The sequence below is a fragment of the Cryptosporangium phraense genome, assembly GCF_006912135.1.
Taxonomy (GTDB): domain Bacteria; phylum Actinomycetota; class Actinomycetes; order Mycobacteriales; family Cryptosporangiaceae; genus Cryptosporangium; species Cryptosporangium phraense.
Genome location: NZ_VIRS01000002.1, coordinates 375,138 through 399,960, shown reverse-complemented (window position 1 = coordinate 399,960; position 24,823 = coordinate 375,138). Strand labels below are relative to the sequence as shown.

General features: G+C 71.3%; 25 protein-coding genes and 1 pseudogene. 14 read left to right on the top strand and 12 right to left on the bottom strand.

Annotation, left to right across the window (positions count from 1 at the left end; translation table 11 throughout):
• Nucleotides 1-10: 10 nt before the first annotated feature.
• Nucleotides 11-1,453, bottom strand: a complete 1,443-nt coding sequence (locus FL583_RS04210; protein ID WP_240746572.1) for a DNA-3-methyladenine glycosylase 2 — start codon at nt 1,451-1,453, stop codon at nt 11-13.
• A gap of 82 nt (nt 1,454-1,535) precedes the next feature.
• On the opposite strand from FL583_RS04210, the gene FL583_RS04205 reads away from it, so the two are divergent.
• Nucleotides 1,536-2,435 (top strand): alpha/beta hydrolase, encoded by a 900-nt coding sequence (locus FL583_RS04205; RefSeq protein ID WP_142703108.1) that lies wholly within the window; start codon nt 1,536-1,538, stop codon nt 2,433-2,435.
• Nucleotides 2,436-2,523: 88 nt separating this feature from the next.
• The gene (locus FL583_RS04200) at nt 2,524-2,709 is read left to right on the top strand and encodes a hypothetical protein (protein ID WP_142703107.1); all 186 of its coding nucleotides are present in this window, start codon (nt 2,524-2,526) and stop codon (nt 2,707-2,709) included.
• Here FL583_RS04200 and FL583_RS04195 read toward each other — a convergent pair.
• Together FL583_RS04195 and FL583_RS04190 are read right to left on the bottom strand one after the other, a co-directional pair.
• Nucleotides 2,649-3,335 (bottom strand): response regulator, encoded by a 687-nt coding sequence (locus FL583_RS04195; protein ID WP_142703106.1) that lies wholly within the window; start codon nt 3,333-3,335, stop codon nt 2,649-2,651. The two genes, FL583_RS04200 and FL583_RS04195, sit on opposite strands and share 61 nt — an antisense overlap.
• Complete coding sequence (locus tag FL583_RS04190; RefSeq protein ID WP_142703105.1) at nt 3,332-5,254, bottom strand: sensor histidine kinase; 1,923 nt, start codon at nt 5,252-5,254, stop codon at nt 3,332-3,334. Before FL583_RS04190 ends, FL583_RS04195 begins: the two co-directional genes overlap by 4 nt.
• 118 nt (nt 5,255-5,372) lie before the next feature.
• On the opposite strand from FL583_RS04190, the pseudogene FL583_RS41415 reads away from it, so the two are divergent.
• Nucleotides 5,373-6,053: pseudogene (locus tag FL583_RS41415) on the top strand (lysostaphin resistance A-like protein); the annotation flags it as partial.
• 116 nt (nt 6,054-6,169) lie between these two features.
• Here the strand turns inward: FL583_RS41415 and FL583_RS04180 are convergent.
• A complete protein-coding gene (locus FL583_RS04180; protein WP_142703103.1) occupies nt 6,170-7,030 on the bottom strand; it encodes a helix-turn-helix domain-containing protein in 861 nt (286 codons plus the stop codon).
• Between the two features lie 102 nt (nt 7,031-7,132).
• On the opposite strand from FL583_RS04180, the gene FL583_RS04175 reads away from it, so the two are divergent.
• The 5 genes from FL583_RS04175 to FL583_RS42275 all read left to right on the top strand — a co-directional run bounded on the left by FL583_RS04175 (nt 7,133) and on the right by FL583_RS42275 (nt 10,519).
• On the top strand, nt 7,133-7,717 hold the full coding sequence (locus FL583_RS04175; protein WP_142703102.1) for an NADPH-dependent FMN reductase: 585 nt from the start codon (nt 7,133-7,135) through the stop codon (nt 7,715-7,717).
• A gap of 11 nt (nt 7,718-7,728) precedes the next feature.
• Nucleotides 7,729-8,808: a redox-regulated ATPase YchF gene (gene ychF / locus FL583_RS04170; RefSeq protein WP_142703101.1), complete on the top strand. Its 1,080-nt coding sequence runs from the start codon at nt 7,729-7,731 to the stop codon at nt 8,806-8,808.
• Nucleotides 8,808-9,506 carry a VOC family protein gene (locus FL583_RS04165; protein ID WP_142703100.1) on the top strand — a complete coding sequence of 233 codons (699 nt, stop codon included), beginning with the start codon at nt 8,808-8,810 and terminating at the stop codon, nt 9,504-9,506. Before ychF ends, FL583_RS04165 begins: the two co-directional genes overlap by 1 nt.
• Nucleotides 9,507-9,863: 357 nt before the next feature.
• Nucleotides 9,864-9,998 (top strand): hypothetical protein, encoded by a 135-nt coding sequence (locus tag FL583_RS42280; protein ID WP_276611543.1) that lies wholly within the window; start codon nt 9,864-9,866, stop codon nt 9,996-9,998.
• Nucleotides 9,999-10,390: 392 nt separating this feature from the next.
• On the top strand, nt 10,391-10,519 hold the full coding sequence (locus FL583_RS42275; RefSeq protein WP_276611542.1) for a hypothetical protein: 129 nt from the start codon (nt 10,391-10,393) through the stop codon (nt 10,517-10,519).
• Nucleotides 10,520-10,980: 461 nt separating this feature from the next.
• Here the strand turns inward: FL583_RS42275 and FL583_RS04160 are convergent, their stop codons facing one another.
• From FL583_RS04160 to FL583_RS42265, 3 genes are all read right to left on the bottom strand, one after another.
• Nucleotides 10,981-11,700, bottom strand: a complete 720-nt coding sequence (locus FL583_RS04160) for a DinB family protein (protein WP_142703099.1) — start codon at nt 11,698-11,700, stop codon at nt 10,981-10,983.
• Nucleotides 11,701-12,003: 303 nt separating this feature from the next.
• On the bottom strand, nt 12,004-12,135 hold the full coding sequence (locus FL583_RS42270; protein WP_276611541.1) for a hypothetical protein: 132 nt from the start codon (nt 12,133-12,135) through the stop codon (nt 12,004-12,006).
• 427 nt (nt 12,136-12,562) lie between these two features.
• Nucleotides 12,563-12,697 carry a hypothetical protein gene (locus FL583_RS42265; RefSeq protein WP_276611539.1) on the bottom strand — a complete coding sequence of 45 codons (135 nt, stop codon included), beginning with the start codon at nt 12,695-12,697 and terminating at the stop codon, nt 12,563-12,565.
• Nucleotides 12,698-12,889: 192 nt separating this feature from the next.
• On the opposite strand from FL583_RS42265, the gene FL583_RS04155 reads away from it, so the two are divergent.
• Nucleotides 12,890-14,626 (top strand): ABC transporter ATP-binding protein, encoded by a 1,737-nt coding sequence (locus FL583_RS04155; RefSeq protein ID WP_142703098.1) that lies wholly within the window; start codon nt 12,890-12,892, stop codon nt 14,624-14,626.
• Nucleotides 14,623-16,437 (top strand): ABC transporter ATP-binding protein, encoded by a 1,815-nt coding sequence (locus tag FL583_RS04150; protein ID WP_142703097.1) that lies wholly within the window; start codon nt 14,623-14,625, stop codon nt 16,435-16,437. The genes FL583_RS04155 and FL583_RS04150 overlap by 4 nt, the downstream gene beginning before the upstream one ends.
• A gap of 37 nt (nt 16,438-16,474) precedes the next feature.
• Here the strand turns inward: FL583_RS04150 and FL583_RS04145 are convergent, their stop codons facing one another.
• On the bottom strand, nt 16,475-17,281 hold the full coding sequence (locus FL583_RS04145) for a MurR/RpiR family transcriptional regulator (RefSeq protein ID WP_205751822.1): 807 nt from the start codon (nt 17,279-17,281) through the stop codon (nt 16,475-16,477).
• Between the two features lie 152 nt (nt 17,282-17,433).
• Here FL583_RS04145 and FL583_RS04140 point away from each other — a divergent pair, with 152 nt between their 5' ends.
• Nucleotides 17,434-18,573: a DNA recombination protein RmuC gene (locus FL583_RS04140; protein WP_142703095.1), complete on the top strand. Its 1,140-nt coding sequence runs from the start codon at nt 17,434-17,436 to the stop codon at nt 18,571-18,573.
• Here the strand turns inward: FL583_RS04140 and FL583_RS39915 are convergent.
• From FL583_RS39915 to FL583_RS04115, 3 genes are all read right to left on the bottom strand, one after another.
• Complete coding sequence (locus tag FL583_RS39915) at nt 18,549-20,135, bottom strand: methyl-accepting chemotaxis protein (RefSeq protein ID WP_170323473.1); 1,587 nt, start codon at nt 20,133-20,135, stop codon at nt 18,549-18,551. The genes FL583_RS04140 and FL583_RS39915 overlap by 25 nt on opposite strands.
• A 63-nt stretch (nt 20,136-20,198) precedes the next feature.
• Nucleotides 20,199-21,161, bottom strand: a complete 963-nt coding sequence (locus FL583_RS04120) for a 4-hydroxy-3-methylbut-2-enyl diphosphate reductase (protein WP_142703094.1) — start codon at nt 21,159-21,161, stop codon at nt 20,199-20,201.
• Nucleotides 21,162-21,248: 87 nt separating this feature from the next.
• Nucleotides 21,249-21,638 (bottom strand): hypothetical protein, encoded by a 390-nt coding sequence (locus FL583_RS04115; RefSeq protein WP_142703093.1) that lies wholly within the window; start codon nt 21,636-21,638, stop codon nt 21,249-21,251.
• Nucleotides 21,639-21,840: 202 nt separating this feature from the next.
• On the opposite strand from FL583_RS04115, the gene xseA reads away from it, so the two are divergent.
• Nucleotides 21,841-23,070: an exodeoxyribonuclease VII large subunit gene (gene xseA, locus FL583_RS04110; protein ID WP_142703092.1), complete on the top strand. Its 1,230-nt coding sequence runs from the start codon at nt 21,841-21,843 to the stop codon at nt 23,068-23,070.
• On the opposite strand, the gene FL583_RS04105 is transcribed toward xseA, so the two are convergent.
• Nucleotides 23,057-23,644 carry a hypothetical protein gene (locus FL583_RS04105; RefSeq protein WP_142703091.1) on the bottom strand — a complete coding sequence of 196 codons (588 nt, stop codon included), beginning with the start codon at nt 23,642-23,644 and terminating at the stop codon, nt 23,057-23,059. The genes xseA and FL583_RS04105 overlap by 14 nt on opposite strands.
• A gap of 156 nt (nt 23,645-23,800) precedes the next feature.
• On the opposite strand from FL583_RS04105, the gene FL583_RS04100 reads away from it, so the two are divergent.
• Entirely contained in the window at nt 23,801-23,995 is a 195-nt protein-coding gene (locus tag FL583_RS04100) for an exodeoxyribonuclease VII small subunit (RefSeq protein WP_142703090.1), read from the top strand.
• A 108-nt stretch (nt 23,996-24,103) separates the two neighbouring features.
• Complete coding sequence (locus FL583_RS04095; RefSeq protein ID WP_142703089.1) at nt 24,104-24,811, top strand: response regulator transcription factor; 708 nt, start codon at nt 24,104-24,106, stop codon at nt 24,809-24,811.
• Nucleotides 24,812-24,823: the final 12 nt, after the last annotated feature.

Below are 24,823 nucleotides of genomic sequence, written 5' to 3'. Positions count from 1 at the left end.
TCTTGGCCTTTCACGATGAGAGGGAGTTCCAGAGATGAAGGACGGCGTACGACCGCCACGGGCGCCAGCGCCGCGCCCACTCGTCGAGCGCCGGCGCGGACTCGGGCAGCCCGAGCGCCGCGGCGGCCCGGCGGACGCCCAGGTCGCTGGCCAGGAACACGTCGGGCGCCCCGGTGACGCGCAGGGCGAGGTAGCCCGCGGTCCACGGACCGATTCCGGGTAGTGCTTCCAGCGCCGACACGGCTTCCGCCGGGTCGGTGCCCGCATCGAGCACCAGCTCGCCCGACGCGAGCGCGCTGCACAGCGCGACCAGCGAGCGCGCCCGGCTCGCCGGCATCGGCAGCGTGGACGGATCGAGCTCCGCGAGCGCCTCCGCGGTCGGGAAGACCCGGGCGCCGTCCGGCTCCACCGGCTCGCCGTACGCCGCGGCCAGCCGACCGGCCACCGTGCGCGCGGCGGCCACCGAGACCTGCTGCCCGAGCACGGCCCGGATCGCCATCTCGGCGCCGTCGACCGCCCCCGGGACGCGCAGCCCCGGGTGCGCGGCGACCAGCGGCCCCAGCACGGGATCACTGCCCAGCGCGGTGTCGATCGCGACCGGGTCGGCGTCCAGATCGAGCAGGCGACGGCACCGCTGCACGGCGGTGCCGAGATCGCGCAGGTCGGCCAGCGCCAGCTCGGCCCGCACGTGCCCGGCGGCCGGCGTCAGCGCGACCACCCCGACGCCGTGCGGCAGCCGCACTGTTCGCCGATACGTGTCGCCGTCGATCTCCTCGACGCCCGGCACCGCCCGCAGCGCCAGGAACGCCCACAGCGCCCCCGCGTCGAACGGCGACCGATGAGCCAGGCGCAGACTGATCACGCCCGGGCCGGAAGACTCCACTCGCCCGCGCTTCGAACGCAGCTCCGTGGGCGTCGCCGCGAACACCTCGCGGATCGTGTCGTTGAACTGCCGGATGCTGCTGAACCCGGCCGCGAACGCCACCTCGGCGAACGACAAGCCGGTGGTCTCGATCAACGTGCGGGCGATCTGGGCCCGGCGCGCCCTGGCCAGCGCCAGCGGGCCGACGCCGAGCTCGGCGATCAGCTGCCGGTTGAGGTGCCGGGCCGAGTAGCCGAGCCGCTCGGCCAGCCCGGTGACGCCGTCACGCTCGACGACGCCGTCGCTGACCAGCCGCATCGCCCGGCCGACCAGATCGGCCCGGAGGTTCCAGTCGGGAGAGCCGGGCGCCGCGTCGGGCAGGCAGCGCAGACAGGCGCGGAAACCGGCCGCCTGAGCGGTGGCCGGCGTCGTGTAGAAGCGGACGTTCGCCCGCTTCGGCGTCATCGCCGGGCAGCTCGGCCGGCAGTAGATGCCGGTGGACGTCACCGCCAGCACGAACTGCCCGTCGAACCGCGCGTCGCGGCTACGCGCGACGCGGTAGCAGAAATCAGGGTCGAGTAGCGCGGTCACGAGAACGATCCTGCACCCCGGTAGACCACCGACGCTGGCGGGAATCGGACCTGTGCACAACCGCCCTGACACACTGTCGGCCATGACGCCGTTCACGTTCCACAGCGATGGCCTGGCCCTCGAGGGCACCCTTCGGGTCCCCGACGGACCGGCCCAGGAGACCGGCTGGCCCACGGTCGTGCTCACCGGCCCGCTCTCCGGCGTCAAGGAACAGGTCGTCGGCCTGTACGCCGAGAAACTCACCGCGGCCGGGTTCGCCACGCTCGCGTTCGACCACCGCAACTTCGGCGCCAGCGAGGGCGAGCCCCGCCAGCACGAGAACTCCGCGGGCAAGCTCGCCGACCTCCGCGACGCGGTCAGCGCGCTGGCGATCCACCCCGCGGTCGACGAGAACCGGATCGGCGCGGTCGGCATCTGCCTCGGCGGTGGCTACGCGCTCCGGTTCGCCGCGTTCGACCCGCGCATCAAGGCCGTCGCCTGCATCGCCGGCGGCTACAACGACCCCGCCGCCATGCGCGCGGCGATGGGCGCCGACGCCTACCGCGCCCAACTGCTCCAGGCGGCCGGGACGGCCGCCGAGCAGTACAGCACCGGCCGGATCGACTACCTCGCCGCGGTCTCCGACGACGAGGACGTCCCCGCCGTGATGGCGGGCCCCGAGCCGTTCGCCTACTACGGCACCGAGCGCTCGAAGGCCGACACCTGGGTCAACCGCCTCACCGCGCTCACCGTCCGCGAGCTGATCACCGTCGACCTGGCCATCGGCGCCGACTTCCTGGGCCCGACCCCACTGCTCGTCGTCCACGGGACGACCGACGCCTACTGTTCGCCCGAGGGCGCCCAGACCGTCTTCGAGCGGGCGAAAGGCCCGGCCCAGATCCTCTGGCTCGACACCACGAACCACATCGACCTGTACGACGGCCCTAAATACGTCGAACCTGCAGTCGAACGTACCGTAGAGTTCCTTATGTCCAGTATGTGAGAGCCCTTTGTCCGCCAGATAGCTGACAGCATTCTGTTGTCATCGACGGCACAATAAGCGGAGGGAAAGTACTCACGAGGGGAGGGTCATGACGCTCGCCAACGAACGGCCCGTCACGGTTTCCGCCCCTCAGTTCCTGGCCCGCGCGGCCGGCTGGGCCAAGGAGCGCCGCCGCCGTCGCTACGTCGCCGCGGTCAAGCGTCGCCTCCGCCGCTACGACCCGCCGCCGCGCCTCGACGACGAGGAGTTGGGGCGCACCACCCCGAGGTCGTAGGCGAGGATCGTCGCCTGCACCCGGTCACGCACCCCGAGCTTCGTCAGCAACGCGTTCACGTGCGTCTTCACGGTCCCGACGCCGACGCCGAGCTGGTCCGCCAGCTCGGCGTTCGACATTCCGGACGCCAGCAGCACGAACACCTCGCGCTCCCGGGACGTCAGCATCGCCAGCGCTTCCGACGCCTCCGGGCCCGGCGGCGGGCCGCCGGCCGCGAACGTCGCGATCATCCGGCGGGTGATCGGCGGCGCCAGCATCGCCTCACCGCCGGCGACCACCCGGATCGCCGCCAGCAGCTCGTCCGGCTCGGCGTCCTTGAGCAGATAGCCGGACGCGCCGGCCCGCAGCGCCTCGTACACGTAGGCGTCCAGATCGAACGTCGTCAGCACGACGACGGCCGGCGGCGACGGCCGGCCGGTCAGCAGCCGGGTGGCCGTCAAGCCGTCCATGCCCGGCATCCGGATGTCCATCAGCACGACGTCCGGCGCGAGCGCCTCGGCCTGCGCCACCCCCGCGGCGCCGTCGCCGGCTACGCCGACGACCTCCAGGTCCGGCTCCGCGTCCACGATCGCCGCGAAACCCGCGCGGAGCACCGGCTGATCCTCGACGACCAGGACCCGGATCATGCGGACGCCGCCAGCGCCGGCGCGGAAGCAGGCGGGTCGAGGGCCGTGAGCAGGTCCCGCATCGCGGCCAGCGCGGCCCGGGCCGCGGCCAGCACCTGGTCCGGGTCGCCCTGCTCGGCCGCGGTCACGACCCGGTCGGTCTGCTGCAGGACCTGGTCACGCAGGCCGGCGACCAGCCGCGCCCGCTCGGCCCGAGCCTCCGCCTCGGCCGCGGCCACCGCCGCGCCGACCGCCCCGTCTTCCCGGCCGACGATCCGGTCGCGCCGGATCCGCACCGCGAAGCCCACCGCCCACACGACCGCGACCGGCACCAGCCAGCAGGCCGCGAACAACCCGACCAGCAGCGGGAGGAACAGCCAGCCACCGGAGTCCTGCCAGCCGTACACCGCCGTGCCGACCGCGAACGTCGTGCCCAGGGCCACACTCGACGCCGGGACGACCAGCAGGCTCGGCCACTTGCGCCGGGCGTGCGCGCCGACCGCGTAGACCGCCACCACGTCGGCGCAGGCCCCGAACATCGCCACGTACTGCATCCGCTCGGACGGCGGCAGCCAATCGCCGAGCAGCCAGGTCGGCCACAGCGCGACCGTGACGAACACCGCGGCCCAGGCCACCCAGGGCGCCCGGCGACGGTAGAGCAGCGGCACCGCGTGCACCGGGACGACCACGGCCAGCAGCAGCCACGACCGCAGATCCAGCGGCGGCGACGGGTCGGGCAGGAGCGCGGCGCCGACCGGCAGGCCGAGCATCAACGCGACGACGCCGAGGTCGATGAAGCCGTGCCGCCACCGGCTGCTGCCCCGGGCGGTGGTCAGCATCGTCGCCTCCACCTGCCAGCGACCCCCGTCGGCCGGGCCGGCCGACCAGGTTCCGCCCAGCAGCTGCGTCCGGCGGCGCAGCCCGGCCAGGCCCCGGCCCGATCCGAGTCGTCCGGCGTCCGCCGGAGCGCCGGTACCCGGTCCGTTCTCGACGACGACGCGCAGCTGACCGGCGTCCGCATCGGTGGTACTGAGGGAGAGCCGGACGCCGACGTCGGCACCGGGCGCGTAGCGGACGGTGTTGGTCAGCGCCTCGCGGACGAGCGCGTGCGCGAGTTCGGCCACCGCGGGAGGGAGGACGCCGACCGAGCCGGCACCCTCCACGCGGACGCGCTGCCCGAGCCGGGTGAACGCGTCGGCGAGCTCGTTCAACCGCTCGGCCAGCGGGGTCTCGGCCGGCAGCGCACTGTCGGTCAGCAGCCGGCGCAGCTCGGCCTGGGCGGCCCGGCCGGTGTCGGCGGCCAGCCGCAGGCTGTCGTCGACCAGCTCCGGGCGGGCGAGGCGGCGAGCGGCGTTCATCGTGACGACGATCGAGGTCAGGTGGTGAGCGCTGACGTCGTGCAGCTCGGTGGAGAGGCGGCGACGCTCGCCGTCGCCGGCCTCCTGCCGGGCGCTCTCGGCCCGGCGCAGCGCCTCGGCCGCCTGCTCCCGCCCGGCCAGCCACTGCTTCCGGGCGACCCCGCAGCCCGCGATGAGCACGTAGCAGAGCAGGGTCATCCCGCTCTCGGCCACGTACTCCGACCCGAACCCGTACTCGAACGCGCCACACACGAGCTGCCAGACGGCCAGCGCGCCGAGCGCGGCCAGCCACGTCCGCCGGGGCTCGCGGGCGGCCACCGAGTAGAGCGCGATCATGTCGGTGATCTCCATCAGCACGACCGCGTCCTCCGGGGCGGTCAGCACCCCGAGCGTGAGGCCGGCGGCCGCACCGGCCAGCGCGATCAGCGGACGACGACGGCGCCACCCGAGCGCGACCGTGATGATCAGGATCCCGAGCAGAGCGGGGTACTGGCTGGGCTGCGGGGTCAGGTCACGCGGCCAGTACGCCACCTGGGCGACGGCCAGCGTTACCGGTAACAGCCAGTTGCGGACGGCGTTCATCGGCACACACGATAAAGGCTCCGACCTTATCGGGTCATTAAGTCTCTATCGCTCGGTAGAGAGCGGTTTCCTGCCCGCAGCCGACGAGATCGGCCAGGCCCGGCCGGACGCTGAGCCCATGATGATCTATCGCGCTCCGTCAACGCCGTACCACCACCTCGCGCGCACCGCGACCAACCGCTGGTGGAAGACGGCCCTCGGCTTCCTGCTGGCCCCTGCGCTCTACTTCCTGGTCGTGCTGGTCGCGGTGGCGGCGGCCACCCTGTTCGGCATCTCCGACGTCAGCCCGGTCACCGAGCTCGCGCTCACGCTGGGTTCGATCGTCCTGTTCCTGCCAGTGGTGCTGCTGACCGCGTGGTGGACGCAGGGACGCCGTCCGGGCACGCTCTCGTCGGTCCGCGGCCAGCTGCGCGTGCGCTGGATGCTCGGCTGCGCGGCGGTGGCGCTCGCGTTCACGATCGTCTCGTTCGTCGTGCTGGCGCTGCTCCCCGGCTCCGGGACCCCCTACGAGTGGGCCGGCTGGGCCACGTTCGTCCCGGCTCTGATGGTCATCGTCGTGCTGGTTCCGCTGCAGGCGGCGGCCGAGGAGTACCTCTGCCGGGGCTGGATCCTGCAGTCGATCGGGGCGTTCACGCGCTCGCCGTGGCTCGCGGTCGGCGTCCAGGCGGTGGTGTTCGCGCTGCTGCACGGCATCGGCACCCCGTGGGGGTTCGCCGACCTCGTCGTGTTCGCCGCGGTCGCCGGCTGGCTGGCCGTCCGGACCGGCGGCCTGGAGGCCGGGATCGCGTTGCACGCGATCAACAACCTGCTCGCGTTCACGCTGACGGCCAGCGCGGCCGGCGGCCTGACCGACGACACGACGGCGGCCGACGCCGGGTGGGCGGTGGCCGTCGTCGACATCGCGGTCGTGGTGGCCTACGGGCTGGTCGTGCGCTGGCTGGCCCGGCGGTTCCGGGTGGGCGCGGAGAGGCTGGTCCCGCTCGCGGTCGTGTCGAGGCGGGAGGTGCCGACCGCCCGCGGACCGGTCCTCACCAGCCGGTCGAGCCGCGACGACGTCTCCTCGTCGTGCGGCAGGTAGACGATGATCCGCAGGTCGGCCGTGTCGGCCACGGCCAGCGCCTCACGGGTCAACCGCAGCTCACCGACGTCCGGATGGTGCAGTTCGTCGCGGTCGGGAGGGCACGGACCGGCGGGCGGGGCACCCAGCTCGGCCAGCAGGCGGGCGACGTAGGGGTCGGTCGACCGCAGGTCGCCGACCACCGCACCGGGCCAGTTCCGGTAGGTCTCGCGGGCCCGCGGGTCACCCAGCACGAACCGCGCGATGTTGCGGTGGTCGAACAACCCGAGCGGCTCCATCACCAGGCGGAAGGCCGCGGTGTAGGCGAGCACGTCGGTGAGCCGGTTGACGACGACGGCCGGCGTGGGTTCCAGCCGCTCGAGCAGCAGGCGGACGCTGGGCCGCACCACGGTCTCGGGCGGCTCGACGACCAGACAGCCGACGCCGTCGGCGGCCTTGACGATCGCCCGCAGATCCAGCCGCTCGGCCGTCGAGAGCCGCAGCGCGTTGGCCAGCGCGTCGAGGACCTGCGCCGACGGGTGCCGATCGCGGCCCTGCTCCAGGCGGGCGAGGTACTCCACGCTGACGCCGGCCAGCGTGGCCAGCTCACCGCGCCGCAGCCCGGGAGTGCGACGGCGCGACCCGGTCGGCAGGCCGACCGCTTCCGGCGGGAGGGCCTCGCGCCGCCGGCGGAGGAATTCGCCCAGGTCGCTGCTCATGGGTTCGAGGCTAGTAGTGGGGCCGGTCTTTAGCGTCGCCCTCCGAGGGCTAGTCATCGCGCGGTGTTCCTGTTTCTTCGGCCGCCTCGCAGGCTGACCGGCATGAAACTTCTGATCATCGTGGGCAGTGTTCGTGAGGGCCGGTTCGGGCCGCGGGTGGCGTCGTGGTTCGCGTCGCAGGTCGACGGGCAGTTCGAGGTCGACGTGCTGGATCTGGCCGACGTCTCGCTGCCGGACGCGCTGCCGCCGAACGGGATGGCTCTCCGGGACGTGGCCGGGCGTGCGCCGGAGATGCAGGCCCTGGCCGCCCGGCTGGCCGCCGCCGACGCGTTCGTCGTGGTGACCCCGGAGTACAACCACAGCTTCCCGGCGTCGCTCAAACACCTGATCGACTGGCATTTCACCGAGTGGCAGGCCAAGCCGATCGGCTTCGTCTCCTACGGCGGCCACGGCGGTGGGTTGCGCGCCGTCGAACAGTTGCGGTTGGTCTTCGCCGAGCTTCATGCGGCGACCATCCGCGACACGGTCAGCTTCGACCGCCACTGGGAGCGGTTCTCCGACGGGCCTCTGGTGGACGCCGCTGGGCCGAACGCCGCGGCGAAGGTTCTGCTGGACGAGCTGGCGTGGTGGAGCCGCGCGCTTGCCGAGGCCCGGGCGGTGCGACCGTACGAGGCGGGCGCCGCGTAACCTTGGTCGGCGTGAGCCTTACGCTGGGTATCGTCGGCCTGCCGAACGTCGGGAAGTCGACGCTCTTCAACGCCTTGACCAAGAACGACGTGCTGGCCGCGAACTACCCGTTCGCGACGATCGAGCCGAACGTCGGTGTCGTCGGGGTGCCGGACGAGCGTCTCGGTGCGCTGGCGAAGATCTTCGACTCGCAGAAGATCGTCCCGGCCGCGGTGAGCTTCGTCGACATCGCCGGGCTGGTGCGGGGCGCCTCGACCGGTCAGGGCCGGGGCAACGCGTTCCTCGCGAACATCCGTGAGGCGAGCGCGATCTGCCAGGTGATCCGGGCGTTCAGCGACCCGAACGTGGTGCACGTCGACGGCAAGGTGAGCCCGGCCGACGACATGGAGACGATCAACACCGAGCTGATCCTGGCCGACCTCCAGACGCTGGAGAAGGCGATTCCGCGGCTGGAGAAGGAAGCCCGGATGAAGAAGGACCGGGTGCCGGTGCTTTCGGCGGCGCGGGAGGCTTCGTCGTTGCTCGATTCCGGGACGACGCTGTACGCGGGTGGGTCGGGCATCGATCTGGATCTGCTGCGGGAGCTGTCGCTGCTGACGACGAAGCCGTTCCTGTACGTCTTCAACGTCGACGAAGACGAGCTGGGGAATTCTTCGTTCCTGGACGAGCTGCGTTCGCTGGTGGCGCCGGCCGAGGCGGTGTTCCTGGACGCGAAGATCGAGTCCGAGCTGATCGACCTGCCTGCCGACGAGGCGCAGGAACTGCTCGAGTCGGTCGGGCAGGCGGAGCCGGGGCTGAACCAGCTGATCCGGGTGGGCTTCCGCACGCTCGGCCTGCAGACGTACCTCACGGCCGGGCCGAAGGAGGCGCGCGCCTGGACGATCCCGATCGGGGCGACCGCTCCCGAGGCGGCTGGGGTCATCCACTCGGACTTCCAGCGCGGCTTCATCAAGGCCGAGGTCGTGTCGTTCGACGACCTGATGGCCGCCGGTTCCATGCAGGAGGCGCGTTCCCGGGGTCGCGTCCGCATGGAGGGCAAGGAGTACGTCATGCAGGACGGGGACGTCGTCGAGTTCCGCTTCAACGTCTGATGGCGCTGCGCCTGGTGCAGGCCAACATCAAGGCCGCGGACGCGTCGGCGCTGGGCCGCTTCTGGGCCGCGGTGCTCGGGTGGGAGCTCGTCACCGAGGCGCCGGGCGTGATGAACGTCGAGGGCCCGGGCGCGTTCGGGGTCGACGTGGTGACCGTGCCGGATCCGTCGACGGTGCGGTACCGGGTGCACCTCGACCTGGCCTACCGGCCGGGCCTGGTCGAGCGGTGTCTGTCGCTGGGGGCGACGCCGGTGGACGTCGGCCAGGGAGACGTCCCCTGGACGGTCCTGGCCGACCCCGAGGGGAACGTGTTCTGCGTCCTGGAGTTCCGCGAGATCTATCGGGATACCGGACCGATCGCCGCGCTGGTGGTCGACTGCGACGACCCAAGGGCGATGGCCGGGTTCTGGGGTGCGGCCACGGACTGGGACGTGGTCGAGGTGACCGACGACTTCGCGTCGCTGCACGCCGGGAGCGGTCCGTACCTGGAGTTTTTGCGTAAGCCGGGGGAACGGGTGTGGTGGAACCGTTTGCATCTGGAGGTGGCGCCGTACGTCGGCGACGACCACTCGGCGGAGGTGGACCGCCTGCTCTCGTTGGGCGCGGAGTCTGTCGACGTCGGCCAGGGTGACGACGTGTCGTGGCGGGTCTTGGCCGACCCGGAGGGGAACGAGTTCTGCGTGCTCTCGGCGCGCTGAGGGGCTGCCGTTTTTGTCGGTTGGGGTGGCTACGGTCGGTGGGTGCAGTCGGAAACGTGGCTCGATCAGCTGGCGGCCGAGCGTAGGACCAGGGTCGAGCGGAGGGCAGTGGAGCGGGGGTTCCGGGCTGCCCGGCGGCGGCATGGGATGAACGCGAGGAATAGAGCGAAGTTGGAGCGGCTGAGGGGTGGGGATGAGTGGCCGCTGGACATGGAGTGGTGAGGTAGGCGGCTGGGCCGGCAGTGTTGGGAAGCGAACGTTCCTGTCGTCGGGAGGGCGAACGAGCCTGGGCGTGATTCCGGCGAAGCTGGAGGCACACGGGGAACGGCCCCGCAAACCTCACGGAGGCTGGACGATATGAGCGGCTGCTACGACGACTCGTACGACTACTGCAACGACAACTACTCGTACGACTACGACTGCCGGCCGCGTCGTCGTCACCACAAGCGTCGTCACCACAACGACTGCTGGGACTACAGCTACTGCAGCTGAGTTTGCTTGATGATGCGGGCCCGGAGCGGATTGCTCCGGGCCTTCGTCGTGTAGGAGCGACGATCATCGAGTTTCCCGCAGTGCCTAAAGAGTGGGCTGGCGGCGGCCCTGTTCGGATCAACGCCGACCGCCCAGTAAAGCGGTGAACGCTCGAGCACGGCAGTTGGTCTGGGCCGGGATGGTCGCGCAGATCTCACGTCGGCTCAGATACAGGTCGGGTCCTGGCCGGCGGCCCGCGCCGGCGTGGATCGAGCCGCGCTGCCGCGGCCGGCCCACCGTGTTGGGAAGCGAACGTTCCCGCCGTCGCGCGGCCGAACGAGCGCACGCCTGATCCCCGCGAAGCTAGAGGCACACGGGGAACGGCCCCGCAAACCTCACGGAGGCTGGACGATATGAGCGGCTGCTACGACTACCAGTACGACTGCAATGACTACTCGTACGACTACGACTGCCGCCCGCGTCGTCGCCACCACAAGCGTCGTCACCACAACGACTGCTGGGACTACAGCTACTGCAGCTGATCCTCACCTTCGCTGAGGCCCGGAGCTGATCGCTCCGGGCCTTCGTCGTGTAGAGGAAGCGGGTCGGTGGCACGCCGGGCGGCTTCGTTCGGGCCGGCAGTGGTCCTGGATGGAGCGTCGGGCCCAGCGACCGGCGCGGCCGCGGCGCGCACCGATCGGAGCCGAAGGACTGGGTCAGTTCCTGGGCCGCGGGTGCTGTGTTCCTCATGCGTTCGACGGTAGGAAAGTCGGGGTAGGCGGCGGCAGAGACGAATCACCGGAGGGCGCCATTCGTCCTACGCGGAACGGGCCGGGTCTAGGCCCTGTCCTGCGAATCCATGCTCGGCTGCGGCTCCGCTCAGCCGCCGCCAGGCCGCGTTGTCGGGATGTCCGGATACAACAGCGGTATCCGGACATCCTTCCGCCTTGCCTGACGACGGCTGAGCGGCGCCTCGCTGCGAGCGAGATTCGCAGGACAGGCCCTAGTCGGCATCTTGGGCCTCGATGAGGTCGAGGTCGCGGACGCAGAAACCGTGGTGCTCGAAGGTCTCGTTGAGCACGGTGCCGAGGCACTGGCGCACCGAGCGGCCCCGGGCGTACGGCGGCCAGACGTCGTCGTCGGGCACCGGGGCGACCGCGGCGAACTGGGCCGTCGTGACTTCGGCGAGCCAGGCCTCGAGCTCGGCGTTCTGGGCGGTGCGAACGCTGACGATGTCGTCGAAGCTCGGATCGGCCGTGAGGTCGAGCCCGTGCGTTCCGCGGTAGGGCTCGATCTCCGGGCCGATGCCCATGGGAGTGAAGAGGGCGGTCGAGCCCAGACAACAGCGGCGGAACCACGAGTCGTGAACGAAGACGAGGTGGCGCATGGTCTGTGCGGCCGACCACTCGTCGTTGACGCTGCGGCGCTCGATGCCGGGCGTCCGGCGGATTCGTTCGATCGTGGCGCCCCACTCGGCCTGGAGTTGCCGGAAGGCCTCGCGGAGATCGGCCGGCTGCTCGGAACGGATCAGGCTCCGAACCGGATAGCGCCGGTCGAGCTCGGCCTCGACGTACTCGCTGACCTCGACGCCGTTCACCACGAGGTTCGACACGAGCCCGTCAATGACGGCGTTCTGCATGACGACGCCGATGAGGCGCGCACCGGTCAGGTCGCACTCGCGGAACTCGGCACCGTTCAGATCCTCGTCGACGTACCGTTTCATGGCCTGGATGCTAGGGCGGGGCACCGACAGAATTGGGTCGACGGACCTTTGTCGAGGGTGGCGTGGTAGTCGGCCACGACAAAGGGCCCGGAGCGGTTTCGCTTCGGGCCCTTCGTGGGGGCTTCAGTTGCAGTCGTCGCGGCGGCCACAGGCGCTGCTGATCACCGCCGAACACACCGCGGAGTCCGTACTGCCGGCCGGGGCGGGCGCTGGCCGATAAGGCCCACGGATCCTGCACCACTAACATCCCGACGCGGCGAAGGGCCCGGAGCATTCCGCTCCGGGCCCTTCGCGGTGAGGAATTCAGCTGCAGTAGCTGTAGTCCCAGCAGTCGTTGTGGTGACGACGCTTGTGGTGGCGACGACGCGGGCGGCAGTCGTAGTCGTACGAGTAGTCGTTGCAGTAGTCGTACGAGTCGTCGTAGCAGCCGCTCATATCGTCCAGCCTCCGAGAAGTTGTCCCAGGGTGTGTTCCCCGTGTGCCTTCAGCTTCGCGGGGATCAGGCGTGCGCTCGTTCGCCCGGGCGACGGCGGGAACGTTCGCTTGGCGACACTCGGCCGGCCGCGGCCCGGCGGCGGCAGGTCCTCAAGAGGATCGGCTCGCGGGTTCGAACGAACGCACGGCTCTGATCGCTGAAACGTGTCCGTCAACTCGGCGATGATCCGGGCTGCCAGGGACGGGGATCGAGGCGCGCTCCGGGACCTCCAAGCAGCGCCACACCGTCCAGCGCAGACGGCTCGGCCACCTCTCCTGGCCGATCACTACCGACCCGAACGAAGCCCGCCCGGCGTGAAACCAACCCGCCTCCACTACACGACGAAGGCCCGGAGCATTCCGCTCCGGGCCCTTCGCGGTGAGGAATTCAGCTGCAGTAGCTGTAGTCCCAGCAGTCGTTGTGGTGACGACGCTTGTGGTGGCGACGACGCGGCCGGCAGTCGTAGTCGTACGAGTAGTTGTCGTTGCAGTAGTCGTACGAGTTGTCGTAGCAGCCGCTCATATCGTCCAGCCTCCTGAAGTCTTCGGGGCCGTTCCCCGTGTGCCTTCAGCTTGCGGGGAATCCCCGCCCCGCTCGATCAGACGCACGACGGCCGAAGCGTTCGCTTGCCAACACTGCCGGCCCAGCCGCCTACTCACCACTCCCCCGAAAAACCATGCACGCCGCCGAGCAAACCCCACTTATCGTCGAACCATGGGCGTCGAAACGGGGGCGGCGGAGCCCGGTGCCCTCTCCACTCTGTTCAGACTCCGCACCTACGCCAGGCCCCACTCCGCCTCCCTCGCCGCCATGCTCTTCTTCCACGCCGTCGGCACCGGCCTGGAGATCATCAGCCCCCTCCTCACCCAGCGCCTGATCGACGGACCGGTCCGGCACCGCACCACCGACGGCATCGCGGTCCTGGCCGGCCTGGCCCTGCTCGTCAGCATCGGCGTGATGGTCACCGACCACCTGGGACGCCTCGCGCACGCGGCCGGCACCGTCGGCATCGAGAAGTCGCTGCGCACCGACCTCTACTCCCACCTGCAGCGGCTCCCGCTGTCGTTCCACGAGCGGTGGCCGAGCGGCCAGCTCCTCTCCCGGGCCACGACCGACCTCCGGGTCGTCGGCGGCTTCCTCGGGTTCGGATCGGTCTTCATCGTCCTGCAGGCCTCGACGTACCTCGGGGTCTCGATCCTGCTGATCACGATCTACTGGCCGCTCGGCCTGCTGGTCTCGGCCGGCGTCATCCCCGTGCTCTGGCTGACGTACCAGCTCAGCCGGAGCTTCCTGCCGGTCTCCCGACGCCTGCAGGACGAGCTCGGCGACCTGACCAGCCTGGTCGAAGAATCAGTACTGGGCTTCCGGACGATCCGGGCGTTCGGACGGCACCGGTACGTCAACCAGCTGTTCAGCAAGGCCGCCAAGGTCGTCTACGACACCGGCCTGGAGAAGGGACGGATCATCGCCCGGTTCTGGCCGGCGATCGAGATCGTCCCCGGGCTGATGCTGGCCGCGATCCTGTGCGGCGGTGCCTACGCGGTCGCCAACGGCGCGATGACGATCGGCGAACTGGTCGCGTTCATCGGCCTGATGATGTTCGCGATCTGGCCGCTCGACTCGCTCGGCTGGCTGCTCGGCGAGGCCCAGCAGGCCGCAACCGCGGCCCAGCGCGTCTACGAGATCCTCGACACCGAACCCACCATCCGCAGCGGCCCGCGGACGATGAAGAGCCGCGGCCACCTGCAGTTCCATCAGGTCGCGTTCCGGTACCCGGGCGAGACCGCCGACGTCCTCCACGACGTCACGCTGAGCGTCGAGCCCGGCGAGACGATGGCCCTGGTCGGCGCCAGCGGCTCGGGCAAGTCGACGCTCACGCTGCTGGTCAACCGGCTGCACGACGTCACCGCGGGACGCATCACGCTGGACGGCGTCGACATCCGTGACCTGGAGCTGGCGAACCTGCGCACGGTCATCGGCGCCGCGTTCGAGGAGCCGACGCTGTTCTCGGCCAGCGTCCGCGAGAACCTGACGCTGGGCCGGCCGGACGCGACCGACGACGAGGTCCGCACCGCGCTCGAGATCGCCCAGGCCGAGTTCGCCCACGACCTGCCCTGGGGCCTGAACACCCGGATCGGCGAGAAAGGACTCTCGCTCTCCGGCGGTCAGCGCCAGCGGCTCGCGCTGGCTCGCGCGGTCATCGGCCGGCCGCGCGTCCTCGTCCTCGACGACCCGCTGAGCGCCCTCGACGTCCACACCGAATCACTCGTCGAGCAGGCGCTGAAGAGCGTCCTCACCGACACGACCGCGTTGCTCGTCGTCCACCGGCCGTCGACCGTGGCCCTGGCCGACCGGGTCGCGCTGATCGACGGCGGCACGATCGCCGCCGTCGGCACCCACCACGAACTGCTGCGGACTCCCGCCTACCGCGAGGTACTGGCCCAGAAATGACTACGGAATGGCACGGCGTCGCGGCCGAGGACGTCGACGAGGTCCCGGATGAGGCCGGCGTCCGGCTGCGCCGGCGCAGCCGCGCGCTGCTGGGCAGCCTGCTGCGGCCCTACCGCAACCGGATCGTGCTCGCGTCCGCCCTGCTGATCGTGCAGAACGTCAGCGGGCTGGCCGGTCCGTACCTGGTCAGCGTCGGCATCGACGCGGGCATCCCGCCGCTGGTCGACGACCGGAACGCGAGCGTGCTGATCGCGGTCGTCGTGGCCCTGGTCGCCAGCACCGCGATCGAGTACGCCAGCCGCCGCGTCTACCTGGCGATCAGCGCCCGGGTCACGAACGGCGTCCTGTTCGACCTCCGCCGGCGCGCTTTCGCGCACCTGCAACGCCTCTCGCCCGCGTTCCACGAGCGCTACACGTCCGGACGGGTCATCTCCCGGCTGACGTCCGACGTCGACGCGCTCTCGGACATGCTCGACGGCAGCCTCGACGACCTGATCATGCAGACGCTGAACCTCGTCGTGATCGGCGGGCTCCTGCTCGTCCTGGACTGGCGGCTCGGTCTGCTGACGATGCTCTCGTTCCCGCTGCTCGGGCTGCTGATCGCCTGGTTCCGGCGCCGTTCGGGCCCGGCCTACCGGCGCACCCGGGAAACCGTCGCGCTGGTCATCGTCCACCTGGTGGAGACGCTCGGCGGAGTCCGAGCGGTGCAGGCCTTCCGGCGGGAGCCGCGCAACGACGAGATCTTCGACGGCCTCGCGTCCGACCTCGCTGCGGCCGACCGGCGGGTGATGCGGTTGATGGCGGTCTTCGCGCCGGGCATCTTCGGCGTCGGGACCGCCACCACCGCGGTGGTGCTGGCCGCCGGCGGCTGGCTCGCGGTGCAGGGGGACCTGCAGGTCGGGGTGCTGGCCGCGATTTTGCTGTACGTCCGCCGGTTCTTCGATCCGATGCAGCAGCTGTCGGTGTTCTACAACAGCCTGCAGGCGGCGACGGCCGCGCTGGAGAAGATCTCCGGCGTGCTCGAGGAGCAGTCCGACGTCGCTCCGCCGACGACGCCGACCCCGTTGCCCGCCCGAGCCGGGCGGGGCCGGTCCCTCGAACTGAGGGGCGTCCGATTCGGGTACGCCGACGAGCGGACCGTGCTGCCGAGCCTCGACCTGACGATCCCGGCCGGTCAGACGGTCGCGCTGCTCGGCGCGACCGGTGCCGGCAAGACGACCGTCGCCCGCCTGCTGGCCCGGTTCTACGACCCGACCGCGGGATCGGTCCGGTTGGACGGCGTTGACCTCCGCGAGGTCGACGACGACGCGCTGCGCGCGAGCGTCGTGACCGTCACGCAGGAGAACTTCCTGTTCGGGGGCACCGTCGCCGACAACATCTCATTCGGACGTCCGGGAGCGAGCCGATCGGAGGTGATCGACGCGGCCGCGCACATCGGGGCCGAGCCGATGATCCGGGCCCTGCCGCTGGGCTTCGACACGCCGGTGGGGCAGCGCGGGTCGCGACTCTCGGCCGGGCAGCGCCAGCTGGTGGCGTTCGCCCGGGCGGTGCTGGCCGACCCGGACGTGCTGATCCTCGACGAGGCCACGTCGTCGCTGGACATCCCGAGCGAGCGGGCCGTGCAGCGGGCGCTGGAGACGCTGCTGGCCGACCGGACCGCGGTGATCATCGCGCACCGGCTGTCGACAGTGGAGATCGCCGACCGGGTGCTGGTCATGGAGAACGGCGTGATCGTGGAAGACGGCCATCCGGCCGACCTGTTGTCGGTCGGCGGCCGCTACGCCGAACTCCAAGAGCTGGCGAGCCGCTGAAGCGGCTGTGCGTCTCGGCGACCGAACGCACAGCGCTTCACGGGCCGTCCAGCTCGGCGGCCAGTGCCTCGGCCTGGGTCAGGCGTTGGGTGCCGTCTACGCCCAGGCGGTCCAGCACCCGCCCGGCCACCGCCTCCAGTAACGCGACGGCCGGGGTCAGGGCCCGGGGCGCCGACTCGCTCGGCAGCACGACTTCGGCGTGCGCCGCGGCCGGAGACAGCCCGGCCGCGGTGAACAGCACGACCTTGGCGTGCTGCCGGGAGGCGTACCGGGCCAGCGCCGTCACGGCCGGCTCGTACGGTGGCAGATCGAAGGCCACCAGGACGTCCCGCCCGGTCAGGTCGGCGATCGTCGTCGCCGACAACCCGCCGACGACCTGCACCCCCGGCCGCACGGTGGCCAGCAGTTCGTACAGGTATCCGGCCAGCAGCGACCCCCCGGCCACGTAGACCTGCCGACGCCGATCGGCCAGCAACTCGACCGCCTCCTCGACGTCGTAGGGCGGTAAGCCCTGCACCGTGCGCCGCATCGCCCCGGCGGCCGCGTCGATCGGCGCCAGCAGCGGGGTGTCCCGGGCCGCCGGGGCCGGGTCGGTGCCGCTCGTTTCACTGCGCAGGCCACGCTGGAAATCCGGAAACCCCTGGAAGCCGAGGCGGGTCGCGAACCGCACCACGGTCGGCCCGCTCACCCCGGCCCGCGCGGCCAGCCGCGCGACGGTCTCGAAGCCCGCCGCCGGGTAGTCGGCGAGCAGCACCCGCGCGACCTTCCGCTCGGCCGGACTGCAGTCCCCCAACCGCTGCCGGATCACCTCCGCCAGCGTTCCCTCCGCCACGATTCCCCCCACGTCTGTTCCTCCCCGTGATGCGCCGCCCCCTTGTGCACTACCTGACGGACGAAGCCTTCTTAACAGCATTTATCGGACGTTTGACCGAGAATCTGTCGTGATCGAGGGCGTGCCGACGTGGAACCACCGGCCCGATGAGTCACGATTCGCTCATGACCACCATCGGCTTGATCGTCGTCGCGCTGGTGTGTCTGGCCGCTGGAGTCACAGTGGGCTGGTTCGCCGCGCTGGCCAAGCACGCCACCGAAACGGCCGCCCTGAAAGCCACAGTGGAGGCCACCAACAAGAACGAAGCGAGGCTCGAGCAGGCCCTGCGGACGGTGTCCACCGAGGCCATCGACCGCAACAATGCCGCGTTCACCCAGCTCGTCGGCCCGATCCGGGAGAGCATCGCGAACGTCGAGCACACGGTCGTCGAGCTCGAGAAGGATCGCGCGGTCGCGCACGCGGCCCTCCGCGAGCAGGTCAACGCGATGCAGCAGACCGGCGAGAAGCTGCGGGTCGAGACCGGTCAGCTCGTGTCGGCGCTCAAGGCCCCGCAGGTCCGCGGACGCTGGGGCGAGCACCAGCTCCGGCGCATCGTCGAGGTCGCCGGCATGGTCGAGCACTGCGACTTCGTCGAGCAGGCCATCTCCAGCACCGAGGACGGCGTCCTGCGGCCCGACCTGGTCGTGACGCTGGCCGGCGGGAAGAGCGTCGTCGTGGACGCGAAGGTGCCGTTCGCCGCGTACCTGGAGGCGATGGAGGCCCGCGACGAGCAGGCCCGCAACACCCGGATGGAGGCGCACGCCCGGCACCTGCGCACCCACGTCGACCAGCTCTCGGCGAAGGCGTACTGGCAGCGGTTCGAGCCGACGCCGGAGTTCGTCGTGCTGTTCGTCCCGGCCGACACGTTCCTGGACGCGGCCCTGCAGCGCGAGCCGAACCTGCTCGAGCACGCGTTCGCCCGGAACATCGTCGTGGCCACGCCGTCGACGCTGGTCGCGCTGCTGCGGACGATCGCCTACACCTGGCGGCAGGAGGCGCTGGCCGAGAACGCGGCCGCCGTGCACGCGCTCGGTCGCGACCTGTACCAGCGGCTCTCGACGATGGGCGGCCACGTCGACAAGCTCGGCACCGCATTGAGCGCCGCGGTGGCCCGCTACAACGACGCGGTCGGGTCGCTGGAGGCCCGGGTGCTGGTCACCGCCCGCCGCTTCACCGACCTGCAGGTCGCCACCAGCGACATCACCCCGCCGCGTCAGGTGGAGGCGGTTCCGAGAGCGCTTCAGGCCCCCGAGCTGGTGGACTGAAATCCCGCCACCAGGCGTTCCAGTTCGCCGGCCATGCCGGCCACCTCGGCCGCCGAGCCGCGGGAGCCGTCGGCCTGCGAGCTGATCGCCACGGCCCCGTCCGCCACTCCCCGGATCGTCGTCGCGATGCCCATCGCTCCGGACGCGGCCTCGGCGACGCTCCGGTTCATCTCGATCACGGTCGCGCTCTGCTCCTCGACCGCGGCCGCGATCGTCGTCTGGTACTCGCTGATCTGACCGATCACCTCGGCGATCTCGGCGATCGCGACGACCGCACCCTGGGTGTCGGCCTGGATCGCGCTGACCCGCTGGGCGATGTCCTCGGTGGCCCGCGCGGTCTCCTGGGCCAGGTCCTTGACCTCACCGGCCACGACCGCGAACCCCTTGCCGAGGTCGCCGGCCCGGGCCGCCTCGATCGTCGCGTTCAGCGCCAGCAGGTTCGTCTGCTCGGCGATCGACGTGATGACCTGCACGACCTCGCCGACCTGGGCCGACGACGCGCCGAGCCGCTCGACCGTGTCCCGGGCCCCGGCGGCGCCCCGCACGGCCGAGGTCGCGACGTCCGCGGCCCGGGCCGCGTTCTGCGCGATCTCCTGGATCGAGACGCCCATCTCCTCCGACCCCGCCGAGACGGCCTGCACGTGCGCGGAGACCTCTTCCGCCGTCGTGGCGACGGTTCCGGCCGAGGACGCCGCACCGGTCGCCGACGCGCTGATCCGCTCCCCCACGCTGACCAACTCGGCCGACGACGACGAGAGCCGCTGCGCCGACGACCCGATCGACCTCACGATCCCGGCGACGCTGCCGACCGCGGTGTCGAGCTCGCGCCCGAGCCGTCCGATCTCGTCGTGGCCGGTGACGTTCGACCGCCGGCTCAGGTCCCCGCCGGCCATTCCGACGACGACGTGCTCGACGGCCCGGAGCCGGGACACCAGCGACCGGATCAGTGCGGCCGCGGCGACGCTCACGACCAGCGCGAGCAGCACCCCGGTGCCGACGATCCAGATCAGCGCCGACCGGCGGGCGTCGTCGACCCGGGCCGCCTCGCGGTCGGCCTGGGCCTGGACGCCGTCGGCCACCTCGGGCAGCGCCTCCTCGACCGCGGTGAACGCGGCGTTGAACGCCGGGAGCAGCGCGCGGGCGCGGTTCCGGTCGGTCGCGGCGGCGCGCAGGACGGCGTCCGCCCGGGTCCGGTAGTTGTCGATCGCGGTCAGCGACCGGGTCGCGGCCGCGGTGACCGCGGAGGAGACCCCCGCGTCGCGGACGCGGACGACCAGCGCACCGAGCTCGGCCGCGTGCGCTTCGAACTCACTACGGACGTCGCTGAGGCTCACGCCTCCGACCAGCGCGAGCAGCACGTCGCCGCGGATCGCGTCGTGATCCATGTCGGCCTGGAGCGTGGCGCGGGTCAGGTCACCGGCGACGAGGACGCGCTCGGCCGAGTCGTGGGCGACGGACAAGCCGTGCACGCCGACGGCACCGACACCGAGCGCACCTATCACCGCGAGGACCGCGAAAGCCGACAGCTTCTGACCAACCGACCGGTCGCCTAGGAAAGACATGCGGAGTCTCCCGACAACAAACCAGAGTTCGGGCACTCCACCATCGGCGGGAGACCGACGCAGTTAAGCCTTCGCGGCGGCCTTCAGGTCGCGGCGCAGCTCCTGGGGCAGCGAGAACGCGAGCTTCTCCTGCGCCGACAGGATCTCCTCGACCTCGCCGTAGCCGCGCTCGGCCAGGAACGCCAGCACCTGCTCGACGAGCTCCTCCGGCACCGACGCCCCGGACGTCAGGCCGACGGTCGTCACGCCCTCGAGCCAGGCCTCGTCGATCTGGTGGGCGAAGTCGACCAGACGGGCGTCGTTCGCGCCGGCCTGCTTGGCCACCTCGACCAGCCGCACCGAGTTCGACGAGTTCCGCGACCCGACGACCAGCACGAGCTCGCACCGGGCGGCGATGTCCTTCACAGCCTGCTGCCGGTTCGTCGTCGCGTAGCAGATGTCGTCGCTGGGCGGCGACTCCAGCAGCGGGAACCGGGTCTTGAGCCGGTCGACGGTGGCGTTGGTCTCGTCCACCGACAGCGTCGTCTGGGAGAGCCAGACGACCTTCGACTCGTCACGCACGGTGACGTTGGCGACGTCGTCCGGCCCGTCGACCAGGTGGACGTGGTCGGGCGCCTCGCCGCTGGTGCCGATGACCTCCTCGTGGCCTTCGTGGCCGATGAGCAGGATGTCGTAGTCGGCGGCGGCGAACCGGCGGGCCTCGTGGTGGACCTTGGTGACCAGCGGGCAGGTCGCGTCGATCGACCTCAGGTTTCGCGCGGCGGCCTCCTGGTGCACGACCGGCGCGACCCCGTGCGCGGAGAAGATGACGGTCGCGCCCTCGGGCACCTCGTCGGTCTCCTCGACGAAGATCGCACCGCGCTTCTCGAGTTCGGAGACGACGTGCCGGTTGTGCACGATCTGCTTCCGCACGTAAACCGGGGCGCCGTACAGTTCCAGCGCTTTCTCGACCGTGACGACCGCGCGGTCGACGCCGGCGCAATAGCCCCGGGGCTTGGCGAGCAGGACGCGCTTCGCGGAAGTCATGTCCCCATCGTAGGCAGACGAAGGCCCCGGCCACCTGATGAGGTGACCGGGGCCATGCGCAGTCAGGCCGCCACCTGACGGAGCGCGTCAGTCCTCGACGTACAGCGCCCAGACGCCGTAGCGGTGACCCCAGCGGTCCCACTCGCCGCCCCAGTTGCCGTAGGTGTTGCGACGGTCCCAGCCGCGACGCCACTGGTTGCTGCGGACGCAGACGTAGTCGTCACCGCGCCAGCCCCGGGTCTGCCACTGGCCGGCCCGCTCGCAGGCCCAGCGGCTGTTGTACAGCCCGCGGAAGTCCCAGTCGTCGTCGTCCCAGCCGTTCCAGTTGTGCCCGTGGGCGCCCCGAGCAGTCTGGTTCTGGGTGGTCGCAGCCTTGGCGTTGTCCGCCGAGGCCGGGTTCGCCAGACCGAGGACGCCACCGGCGGCCAGGGTCAGGCCGGCCAGTAGAACCGAAGTCCGTCGGATCGTGGTGTTCATGATTTCTGCCTCCCTTGGATCTTGCGGCAGAACGGAGCTAATCAGACAAAAGGTGTTTTCAGGGAGCTATTTCCCGGCCGTGAAAGCTTTCCGGCTTTGCGGAGGAAGACTCGTTAGCCGTTCGGTTGATAACGACCTAATACGCCCGTTTAGCACCAAATAGTGCAAGCGGACGAAGGTAGCCCCCACGTAGGCTCACGGCGTGACCGAAGCCGCCACCTCGCGCCCGCAGAGCACCGCCGACGCGCCCTGGCCGGTCCGCGTCGTCAGCATGAAGATCGGTCAGTGGGTCGCCCGGCTGGGCGAGGTCTGGGTCGAGGGGCAGGTCGCACAGGTGTCGCGCCGGCCCGGCGCCCCGACGGTCTTCCTCACCCTGCGTGATCCCGCCGCCGACATCAGCGTCTCGGTCACCTGCGCGCGAATCGTGTACGACGCGGTGCAGCCGCCGCTGACCGAGGGCGCCCGGGTGCTGGTCCACGCGAAGCCCGACTACTACCTCCAGCGCGGGACGCTCTCGCTCCGCGCCACCGAGCTGCGCGCGGTCGGCATCGGCGAGCTGCTCGCCCGGCTGGCGCGCCTGAAGGAGCTGCTGGCCGCCGAGGGCCTGTTCGCCGTCGAGCGCAAGCGCAAGCTGCCGTTCCTGCCCGGAACGATCGGCCTGGTCACCGGCCGGGCCAGCGCGGCCGAGCGGGACGTCCTGGAGAACGCCAAGCGCCGCTGGCCGGCGGTGCGGTTCGAGGTGCGCCCGGTCGCGGTGCAGGGCACGCAGGCGGTGCCGCAGATCCTCGACGCGCTCCGCGAGCTCGACAAGGACCCCGACGTCGACGTGATCATCCTGGCCCGCGGCGGCGGCTCGGTCGAGGACCTCCTGCCGTTCAGCGACGAGACGCTCTGCCGGGCGGTGTTCAGCTGCCGGACCCCGATCGTCAGCGCGATCGGGCACGAGACCGACACGCCGCTCGTCGACTACGTGGCCGACGTCCGGTGCTCGACCCCGACCGACGCGGCCAAGCGCGTGGTGCCCGACCTGAGCGAGGAACGCCAGCGCATCGACGCGGCCCGGCAGCGGATGCTGCGCTGCATCGTCTCCCGGCTCGAGGCCGGGCAGCAGTGGCTCGACGGCGTCCGGTCGCGGCCGGCGTTCGCGCAGCCCACCGTTCTGATCGACCAGCGCGAGGCCGACGTCGACGGCCTGCGCGAGCGCGCCCGGCGCACGCTCGGGCACCGCCTCGACGCCGCCGGCGGGGAGCTGGCGCAGGTCCGGGCCCGGGTGCGCGCGCTGTCCCCGCAGGCGACGCTCGACCGCGGCTATGCGGTCGTCCAGACGTCGGACGGCTCGGTCCTGCGCGACGCGTCCGACGCGTCCACCGGCGACGCGTTGCGCGTCCGTCTGGCGTCCGGAGAAGTGACGGCGACGGTCACCGAGAGCTGAGGTGCACCTCGGCGGTGCCGATCGGCTGGCCGGTCCAGAACCAGGTCGTGCCGAAGGCACGGTCGAGCGTCTGCTCGCCCTCGCGGGTCAGGCGCAGGCTGACGTCCCGGTCGGTGCGGTCGGCACGGTCGCGGTCCGGGCCGCGGCGGTCGCGCTCCTGCGTGCGGTCGGTGACCGAGAGCAGCGTCACCCGGTCGCGGCCGAGCCCGAAGCTGACCGTGTGCCGATCGAGGTCGACGGTCGGCCGGGTGAGCACGACGTCCGGCCGGCGCGGGCTGTCGAGCACCAGGCTGCCGCGGTGCTCGATCACGCCCGGCCGGGCCATCCGGTCGACCCGGAACGTGACCCGCAGGTCGTCGCCCCGTCCGCCGCGCTGGTCGGCGTCCACCGCACGGACGGAGACGCCCCACCGCGCGAGCTGAGCGACGACGGTCCGGTCGAACGTGACCTCGGTCTGGGCGCCGCGCTCGGGCGCGGCCGCCTGAGCGGGCACCGCGACCGCGACCGTGGCTGTGGCTGAGGCTGCGGCTGTGGCCACCGCCAGGCCCGAGCAGATCCGCTGTCGATTACGCATGAGAACTCCTTCCCCGGGTCCGGCCTCGGCGCCGGACTCCTCCGGACCTTTCCGACGGGAAGACGGGCAATCACCCTTTACGGGAGTAATGTCGGAAACTGACCCCAGGGTCGAGGCCTCGGCCACCCGGCGCGGGAAGGCCGTAGGCTGGCCGCCATGGCGGAACGGCTGAGCTACGAGGACGCCCGCGCGCAGCTGGTGGAGGTCGTCGCGCGCCTGGAGGCCGGCGGCACGACGCTCGAGGAGGCGCTGGCGCTCTGGGAGCGCGGTGAGCAGCTCGCGACCGTATGCCAGGAGTGGCTGGACGGCGCTCGGGCCCGGCTGGAGGCCGCCCGCGCCACGCCCGAGTGAGGGCTTCACAGCTCGGGCACAGGATCGACACAGTTTCCGCTCAGGGTGCCTGATCATCGTGGGTGGCATGACGACGAATCGCTCCTCCCGCGTGTCAGGCTGGACAGCATGAACGACCGTGCCGGACAGCGCCGAGTCCTCGTCGTGGACGACGAGGAGAACGTCTCGCACCTCGTGTCGACAGCCCTCCGCCTGGACGGGTTCACCACGGTGGTGGCCGACACCGCTCCCGGTGCGCTCGCCGCCGTGGCCGAACACGACCCGGACCTGGTGGTGCTCGACATCATGCTCGGGGACGCCGGGGGGATGGACGGGGTCGGTGTGCTGCGCCGGCTTCGGGAGGCCGGGGCCGAGGTGCCGGTGATCTTCCTGACCGCGCGGGACGCCAGCGGGGACGTCGTCGCGGGTCTGCGGGCCGGAGCGGACGACTACGTCGTCAAGCCGTTCCGGGTCGAGGAGCTGCTGGCCCGGGTGCACGCGGTGATGCGCCGGGCGGTCCCGGATCCGGCCCGGGCGGCGACGCTCCAGGTCGCCGACCTGGAGCTGGACGAGGAGAGCCGGGAGGTGCACCGGGCCGGGCAGGAGGTGCACCTGACCGCGACCGAGTTCGAGTTGCTGCGGTACCTGATGCGCAACGAGCGGGTCGTCGTGAGCAAGGCGCAGATTCTCGAGCGGGTGTGGCGGTACGACTTCGGCGGTCAGTCGAACATCGTCGAGCTGTACATCGGCTACCTGCGCAAGAAGATCGACAACGTGGAACCGCGGTTGATCCACACGGTCCGTGGCGCCGGCTACGTGCTGAAAGCTCCGCGATGAGGCTCGAGCGGA